Here is an 8,392-nt window from a genome sequence, read left to right on the forward strand (position 1 = left end):
CAAACCGCGTTCGGCGTCGCGCCGGTAGAACGCGTTGTCCTCGACGCCGCCGTACATGCCGATCACGGCCCACACCTTGTGGTCGTGGGGGACCATGCGGATGCCCGGCGTCCACGCCACGCGCAGGACGGTGAGGTCGGCGGTGTTGTGCAGCGTCGTGATGCCGCCTTCGGTGACGGGCGGCAACGCCGCTTCGAGTCCGCCGCTGGCGAGGCACTCGTCGAGGACGTCACGCACGGCGAGCGGCGGGGTGTGTTCGCCCGACGCGGCGCGGATCCGATCGACGAGGGTGTCGACGTCGAGCGTCATGGCGCCACGATACGACTACGCGGCGACCTCGTCTTCCTCCGACACGAAGCTGTGCCACAACTCGGCGTAGCGCGGGCTCGCCTCGAGCAGCTCGTCGTGCGGGCCGACCGCGACGACCCGGCCGTCGTCGATGACGAAGATGCGATCGGCGGTGCGGGCTGTCGGCAGGCGGTGGGCGACGAGGATCGTCGTGCGGCCTTCGGCGACGACACCCATCGCCCGCTGCACCTCCGCCTCGGTTTGGAGGTCGAGGTTCGAGGTCGCTTCGTCGAGCAACAGGATGACGGGATCGACGAGGCGGGCGCGCGCCAGCGAGATCAGCTGACGCTGACCGGCCGACAGGCTGCGGCCGCGCTCGTTCACGTGCGACAGGTACCCCAGCGGCATGCGGGCGATGAAGTCGTGCGCCCCCACGGCGCGCGCCGCCTCTTCGACCTCGGCGTCGGTGGCGTCGGGGCGTCCGTAGGCGATGTTGTCGCGGATGGTGCCGGTGAACAGGAACGCCTCCTGGGGCACGATGCCGAGCTGGCCGCGGTAGCCGGTGATCGACAGCTCTTTGATGTCCTGGCCGTCGACGAGCACGCGGCCGGCGACCGGGTCGTAGAAGCGCGCCACCAGCTTCACGATCGTCGACTTGCCGGCGCCGGTCTCGCCGACGAGTGCCACCGTCTCGCCCGGCTTGATCGTCAGGCTGGCGCCGGTGAGCGCTTCGTTGATCGCCGTCGGATACTTGAAGTGCACGTTCTCGAAGGTGATCTCGCCGCGAAGGCGGCCGGGCACGATCGGGTCCGCCGCCTCCGGCGTACTTGTCTCCAGGGCCATCAGCTCGTTGATCTTGTTCAGCGACGCGCCCGCCTGCTGCCAGGAGTCGAAGACCTGCGAGATCTGCTGGATCGGCGAGAAGAACTGGTCGAGCAGGACGATGAAGGCGAGGATCGTGCCGACGGTGACGGCGCCGGAGTGCACGTACACCGAGCCGAAGCCGAGGACCGCCGCGGTCGTCATCGAGCCGACGAACTGCACGAAGGGGAAGTACACCGACAAGTAGCGCTGCGACTTGACGCGTGAGGCGAGGTAGTCGCTGTTGATGCCGCGGAAGCCGGCGATGTTCTTGTCTTCGCGGGTGTAGGCCTGCGCCACGCGCACGCCCGAGAGGCTTTCCTGGAAGTTGGCGTTGACCGCGGCGATCTTGTCGCGGGCTTCGGCGTAGACCACCGACGACTTGCGCTGGTACCACCACGTCGCCAGCAGCAGGGGCGGCAGTGACCCGGCGGCGACGAGGGCGAGGCGCGGCGCGTCGATCACCAGCACGACGAACACGCCGATGCAGGTCATGAAGGCGACGATGGCGGTGATGAGGCCCTGGCTGAGCAGCGTCTGGAACGCGTCGATGTCGGTCGTCATGCGCGTCATGATGCGGCCCGCCATCTCGCCGTCGTAGTAGTCGACCGACATCCGTTGCAGGTGCGAGAAGATGCGGATGCGCAGCGCGTACAGCAGCCGCTCCGCCGTGCGGCCGGTGATGAGCGTGTAGGTCATCGTGAGGAGCCAGTCGGTCACGGCGAGGCCGAAGAAGGACGCGGTCATCAGCCACAGGAAGTGCGGGTTGGCCAGCCGCACTCCCCGGTCGATGCCTTTTTGCATCGAGACGGGCCCGAGCAGCATCACGACCGAGTCGACGGCCACGAGCACGAAGCCGATGCCGAGCCACTTGCGATACGGCGTCGCGAACTGGCGCAGGTTGAACGAACGCGCCGGCTGCGACTCCGCCTTCACGTCGAGTTGGGGATCGTCGTTAGCCGAGGGCAACTTGTCGAGCGCGGCGAGCAACTCGGGCGTCGCCGCCAGTGAGCCGCCCCAGCCGCCGGCGCCGCCGCCGCCCGGCCCGCCGATGCGCGGCGCGGTCGCGGTGACCTTGGCGCGGGGCCCTTCGGTCGCCTGTTCGTGCGGCCAGGCCGACGCGGTGACGCCGTTGATCTGGAGTGTCTCGACCGGCTCGTCGGCGGTGACTTCTTCCACGTTCTCGTCGGGGCCGGCCAGCAGGGCGCGGTACAGGTGCGAGCGCTCGATGAGTTCCTCGTGGGTGCCCATGTCGGCGACCTTGCCCTTGTCCATCACCACGATGCGGCTGGCGAGGCGCAGCGTCGAACGGCGGTGGGCGACGAGGATCGTGGTGCGTCCCGCCATCAGGCGGCGCAGCGTCTCGTGGATCTCTTCTTCCGTCTTGGCGTCGATCGACGACGTGGCGTCGTCGAGCACCAGCGCGCTGGGATCGGTCAGCAGCGCGCGGGCGAGCGCGACGCGCTGACGTTGCCCGCCCGACAGCGTCAGCCCGCGCTCACCGACGACGGTGTCGTAGCCCTGCGGCAGGGCACGGATGAACGTGTCGGCTTCGGCGGCGACGGCGGCCGCCACGATCTCCTCTTCGCTGGCGTCGGGCTTGCCGTAGGCGATGTTGGCGCGCAGGGTGTCGGAGAAGAGGAACGGGTCTTCGAACACCACACCGACGTTGCGGCGCAGGGAGTCGAGCGTGACGTCGCGCACGTCGACGCCGTCGATGGTGATCGAGCCGTGCGCCACGTCGTAGAAGCGGGGGAGCAGCAGCGCGACGGTCGACTTACCCGATCCGCTGGCGCCGACGAGGGCGACGGTTTCGCCCGGAGCCACGTCGAGGCTGAAGCCGTCGACGACCGGGTCGCTCACCGTGTAGCCGAAGGTGACGTTGTCGAACACCACGTGACCCTCACCGCGTTCGAGCGGCTGGGCGTCGTCCTTCTCCGTGATCATCGGGTTGGCGTCGAGGATGTCGAGGATGCGCTCGGCGCCGGCGCGCGCCTGCTGGCCGATGGCGAGCAGGTTGGCCAGCATGCGGACGGGCGCCACGAGCTGCGTGAGGTACTCGGTGAAGAGGAGGAAGGTTCCGACCGTGAGGTGACCGTGCAGCGCCAGCCACCCGCCGAACCCCAACACGGCGACCTGGCCGAGGACCGGGATCGACTGCATCGTCGGCGTGAACCTCGCCTGGAGTCGCACGAGCCGAACGCGGGACTTGTAGAGGTCGGCGCCGACGTCGACGAGATCGTCGAGCTCGCGCTGCTCCTGGCCGAAGCCCTTGACGACGCGCACGCCGGTGACGGCTTCGTCGACCACGCCCGCCACTTCGGCGGCGCGCTGCTGCGCGTCCCACGACGCCGGGAAGACCGTCTTGCGCAGCCGCATGGCGACGAAGAACAACAGCGGGATCGCCAGCAGCGCCACGATCGTGAGCTCGGGTGAGTAGTAGATCATGGCGCCGAGGGCCACCACGAGCAGCACGATGCTGCCCGTCACGATGGGCAGCATCGTGAGCAGGCCTTGGATGAGGGCGGTGTCGCTCGACGCGCGGCTGACGAGTTGGCCCGTCTGCATGTTGTCGTGGCTGGCGAAGTCGAGGCGCTGGAGGCGCTCGTACACCGCGTTGCGCAGGTCGTACTGGACGTCGAGCGCGACGCGCCCGCCGGCGTAGCGCCGCACGAAGGCGAAGGCGAACGTGACGATGGCGCAGCCGAACAGCAGGATCAGCCACGGCGCCAGCGCCTCGCGGTGGAGGTGACCGAGCACCAGCGCCTGCCGCGCGTTGGCGGGCTTCGAGTTCGGCAGGATCACGTTGTCCATGATCTGCTTGGAGATGATCGGCACGGCGGCGGCGACGCCCTGGCCGACGATGGCGACACCGAATGCCAGCAGCACGTTGCGCTTGTGCGCCATGAGGAACGGCCACATCCGCCGGATCCAGCCCGCGCCCTTGGGGCCGGGTTCGGGAACGGGGCGGGTGTGCGCGGTGACGGCGCTCATGCCGCGCTCCGATCACGTCGAGCGACTAGCGCTTCGTGAAGCGCGACCAGCCCGTCGAGCGCCCGCCGCGCGGTCTTCCTATCGGCGCCGTCGAGGAGATCCTTAATGCCGGCGGCCATGGCGGCCTGCGCCTCGGTGTAGGCGCGTTCACCGGCGGGCGTGATGGCGAGCGACACGCCGCGGCGGTCCCCGTCCACTTCGGAGCGGGCGACCCACCCCTTGGCGACGAGCCCGTCGAGCAGGCCGGTGAGCGACGGCCGGGTGACGTCGGCGCCGCGTGCGATGCGGCTCGCCCGTTCGGGGCTGTTGATGATCAGTGTCAGCACGCGGTACTGCGGCAGCGTCATCTGTTCGAGCGCCCGCTCCAGGCTCCGGCTGGCGAACGCCACGGCGCGCACGGCAGAAATCAGTTCGTCATCCACATAGTTAGGATACCAAACTATTAGGGAGCAGTAAGTCCGCCAGCTCCCGGACGCTGGCCGTCGGCCAGAGCGTCACCTGGTCCCAGGTCAGCCGGATCGGGCGCCAGCCGGTGATGCGCACGATCAGGTTCTGGCGCACGGCGTCGTACACCGGCTGGTCCTTGTGCTGCTGGCCGTCGAGTTCGACGAATATCCCGAGCGCGGGCCACACCAAGTCGCAGCGGGCGAGGGTGCGGACCGTGTGCGGATCGACGATGCGGTATTGGCGCACGGGTGTTGGCAGCCCGCCGCGGCGAATGAGCTGGACCGCGAGGGTTTCGAGCAGCGAGTCGGTCGGCGGAACCTCGATGCCCCGAATGTCGAGCACGCGCCGGACGCGTGCGTGGCGCCACGACGCGACGACGCTGGGCGCGACGCGTTGTGTGCGTAGACAGAACTCGAGCGCCTGCTCCCACGGGTCGTCTTCGAGGCGGTCGGCGAGTTCGAGCAACGTGTCGGCCGCGGTCGTGCACGCAACCTGGTGCAGGGTGACGGTCTCGCGCGGCAGGTGCAGCTTCCGCTTCACCCCGGCACGCTCGCTGCGACACGATCGGGGCACCCACACTTCGGGACCGCCCGCTCGGACGTTGTCGAACCCGTGGAGCTCTCCCGCCACGAGACCGTGGCACGTCCCGTCCGTCACGAGCGCGGTCGCTCTCGCTATGTCGAGTTTGGTGGGTGGTTCGGGTCCTCGGCCGAGCACGCCGTGGATGACCTGCGTCCAGCGTCCCTTTTGAATCGCCCAGGCAATCTCACTCTTGGTCGTGCCGCTCCTCAGCACCGCGCTGGTCGTTCGTAACTCCCTCATCGCACCCCACCTCGCGATTGGCGGAGTTACGACCGTGAAACGACGCGGATCACGGTCCTAAGTCCGCCAGATTGGCTTAGGGGGGAGGTGCGTTGTCGAACATAGATACCTCCTGTTCGGTGGGGATTTCAATGACGTGCTGCCACTCCTCGAGGTGGGCCCGCGTGATGCCCTCGCGGTTGCGGAGTTCGACGCGGCGGGCGAGTTCGTCGAGCGGAAGGTCGAGGTAACACAGCTCGACTTCGGCACCGATGCGGCGGGCGCCCTCGCGCAGGACGTCGCGCTCGGCGCGGGCCCAGGATCCGAAGTCGATGACGACATTGGTGCCCGCGGCCAGCAGCGCCTGCGCCTCGTCCCACATTGCTGCTTCGAGCGCCGCGCGCGCCTCCTGATCCCAGAGGTCGACCAGGACGTCGTCAGGTGTCATGCGCACCGCGTCGTGTTCGGCCGCGAGCTCCTTGGCGCGGGTTGTCTTGCCCGCACCCGGCAGGCCGCACATTATGAACAGCCGCGCCGTCACCCCTGGAGGGCTTCGTGGTGCCGGATGACCTCGGCGATGATGAAGTCGAGCAGCTTGGCGGCGAACTCGGGGTCGAGCTGGGCGTCCTCGGCCAGGGCGCGCAGGCGCGCCACCTGACGCTTCTCGCGCGCCGGGTCCTGTGACGGCATCCCCTGAGCTGCTTTGAGGCGACCGACGCGCTGCGTGCACTTGAAGCGCTCGGCGAGCAGATGAATCAGCGCGGCATCGAGGTTGTCGATGCTGGCGCGCAACTCTTCGAGCTCTTCGAGCGCCGCGGGATCAGGGTTCGCCATGCGAACATGCTGGCATGCGCTTCGACAATCGCGTTACCCAAATGCTCGGCGTCGAGTTCCCGATCGTGCAGGCACCGATGGGCTGGATCGCGCGCTCGCAGCTGGCCTCCGCGGTGTCCAACGCCGGCGGCATGGGGATCATCGAGACGAGTTCGGGCGAACTCGAGATCGTGAAGGAAGAGATCCGCAAGATGCGCGATCTCACCGACAAGCCCTTCGGCGTCAACATCGCCCAAGCCTTCGTGCGCGACCCGGCGATCGCCGAGTTCGTGATCGAGCAGGGCGTGAAGTTCGTGACGACGTCGGCCGGCAGCCCGACGAAGTACACGTCGGTGTTGAAGGAAGCCGGCCTCACCGTCTTCCACGTGGTGCCGACGCTCGCCGGTGCGCTCAAAGCCGTGGACGCCGGCGTCGACGGGTTGATCGTCGAGGGCGGCGAGGGCGGTGGGTTCAAGAACCCGCGTCCGGTGGCGTCGATGGTGCTGCTGCCGTTGGTGCGTTCCAAGGTCGACGTGCCGATCATCGCGGCGGGCGGCATCGTCGACGGCCCGACGATGGCGGCCGCGCTCGCCCTCGGTGCCGAAGGCGTGCAGATGGGCACGCGCATGGTGAGCGCGGCGGAGTCGCCCGTCCATCAGAACTGGAAGGACGCCATCGTCGCCGCGCAGGAGACCGACACCGTCGTGCTCGGCCGCGCCGGGCGCATGGCGATGCGGGCGTTGCGCACCGAGCGCACCAACGCCCTCGAGTTCGACGTCGAAGGCGAACCGATGGCCGCCTTCGGCGACGCGATGAAGCTGTACTTCGGCGGCGACATGGAAGCCGGCATCGCACTCGGCGGCCAGGTCATGGGCCGCATCGACGCCGTGCGCCCCGTCGCCGAGATCATCGCCGAGACGGCCGACGAGTGTGTCGGAGTCATCGAATCGTTGGCCAAGCAGTACGGGCGTAGCCTCTAGCCCATGACGACGCTCGACGACGCCCGGGCCACGCTCGACTTCAGCGGCCTGGTGGGTGAGCTCCGGACGACGTTCAACGCCGGCGTGACGCGTCCACTCGCGTGGCGCCACGCGCAGCTGTCGCAGATGGAGAAGATGCTCGTCGAGAACGAAGACGAGTTCGTCGCCGCCCTCCAAGCCGACGTCGGCAAGCCGTCGATCGAAGGCTGGCTCACCGACCTCGCCTTCACCCGCAGCGAGATCAAGCTGCTCAACCGCAAGCTCGACAAGTGGACGGCCGACGAGAAGGTCCGCCTGCCGATGACGGTGCAGCCGGCGACGGGTCGCATCGTGCGCGAACCCCTCGGCGTCGCCCTCGTGATCGCGCCGTGGAACTATCCGATCCAGTTGCTGCTCATCCCGATGGCATCGGCGATCGCCGCGGGCTGCGCGGTCGTCGGCAAGCCGAGCGAGTTGGCGCCGGCGTGCAGCGCGGCGCTGGCGCGGCTGGCCCCGCAGTATCTCGACCCGAGCGCCATCGCTCTCGTCGAAGGTGGGATTCCCGAGAGCGAAGCGTTACTGCGCGAGCGCTGGGACACGATCTTCTACACGGGCAACGGCCACGTCGGTCGCATCGTGGCGCGCGCCGCCGCCGAGCACCTCACGCCGGTCACGCTTGAACTCGGCGGCAAGAGCCCGGTCATCGTCGACCGCGACGCGGACCTCAAGGTGGCGGCCAACCGCATCGTCTGGGGCAAGTTCCTCAACGCCGGCCAGACCTGCGTGGCGCCGGACCACATCCTCGTGCACGAGGCCGTGCGCGACGAGTTGACCGACCGCATGGTCAAGGCGATCGGCGCGATGTACGGCGCCGATCCGCAGCAGAGTTCCGACTACGCCCGTATTGTCAACGACCGCCACTTCAGCCGCCTCACGGGACTGATGACGACGGGCGCGGCGGTCGTGTCGGGCGGCCGCACCGACGCGGCGGACCGCTACATCGAACCGACGCTGCTGGCCGACGTCGCCGCCGACGCGCCGGTCATGGCGGAGGAGATCTTCGGCCCGCTGCTGCCGGTCATCGGCGTCGGCGACGTGGACGACGCGATCGCACGCGTCAACGCGGGTGACAAGCCGCTCGCGCTGTACGCGTTCTCGCGGGATCAGAAGACGCTGGACCACGTCGTGGCCAACACCTCGTCAGGTGGCGTCGCCCTCAACCACGTGGT

General features: G+C 68.7%; 8 protein-coding genes. 2 read left to right on the forward strand and 6 right to left on the reverse strand.

What is annotated here, in order from left to right; translation table 11 throughout:
- From VHC63_01745 to VHC63_01770, 6 genes are all read right to left on the reverse strand, one after another.
- On the reverse strand, positions 1–309 hold a 309-nt coding region (locus VHC63_01745; GenBank protein ID HVV35295.1), incomplete at its 3' end, for a hypothetical protein.
- Positions 310–324: 15 nt separating this feature from the next.
- Positions 325–4,143, reverse strand: a complete 3,819-nt coding sequence (locus VHC63_01750) for an ABC transporter ATP-binding protein (GenBank protein ID HVV35296.1) — start codon at positions 4,141–4,143, stop codon at positions 325–327.
- Positions 4,140–4,565 carry a MarR family transcriptional regulator gene (locus tag VHC63_01755; GenBank protein ID HVV35297.1) on the reverse strand — a complete coding sequence of 142 codons (426 nt, stop codon included), beginning with the start codon at positions 4,563–4,565 and terminating at the stop codon, positions 4,140–4,142. The genes VHC63_01750 and VHC63_01755 overlap by 4 nt, the downstream gene beginning before the upstream one ends.
- A gap of 4 nt (positions 4,566–4,569) precedes the next feature.
- Positions 4,570–5,412, reverse strand: a complete 843-nt coding sequence (locus tag VHC63_01760) for a DUF559 domain-containing protein (GenBank protein ID HVV35298.1) — start codon at positions 5,410–5,412, stop codon at positions 4,570–4,572.
- A gap of 76 nt (positions 5,413–5,488) precedes the next feature.
- Positions 5,489–5,911, reverse strand: a complete 423-nt coding sequence (locus VHC63_01765) for an ATP-binding protein (protein ID HVV35299.1) — start codon at positions 5,909–5,911, stop codon at positions 5,489–5,491.
- 17 nt (positions 5,912–5,928) lie between these two features.
- Positions 5,929–6,225: a chorismate mutase gene (locus VHC63_01770; GenBank protein HVV35300.1), complete on the reverse strand. Its 297-nt coding sequence runs from the start codon at positions 6,223–6,225 to the stop codon at positions 5,929–5,931.
- A gap of 14 nt (positions 6,226–6,239) precedes the next feature.
- Here VHC63_01770 and VHC63_01775 point away from each other — a divergent pair, with 14 nt between their 5' ends.
- Entirely contained in the window at positions 6,240–7,184 is a 945-nt protein-coding gene (locus tag VHC63_01775) for a nitronate monooxygenase (protein HVV35301.1), read from the forward strand.
- A 3-nt stretch (positions 7,185–7,187) separates the two neighbouring features.
- Positions 7,188–8,392, forward strand: a 1,205-nt coding sequence (locus VHC63_01780) for an aldehyde dehydrogenase family protein (GenBank protein ID HVV35302.1), incomplete at its 3' end; no start/stop codon positions are given.

It is taken from the genome of Acidimicrobiales bacterium (assembly GCA_035546775.1).
GTDB lineage: Bacteria > Actinomycetota > Acidimicrobiia > Acidimicrobiales > JACCXE01 > JACCXE01.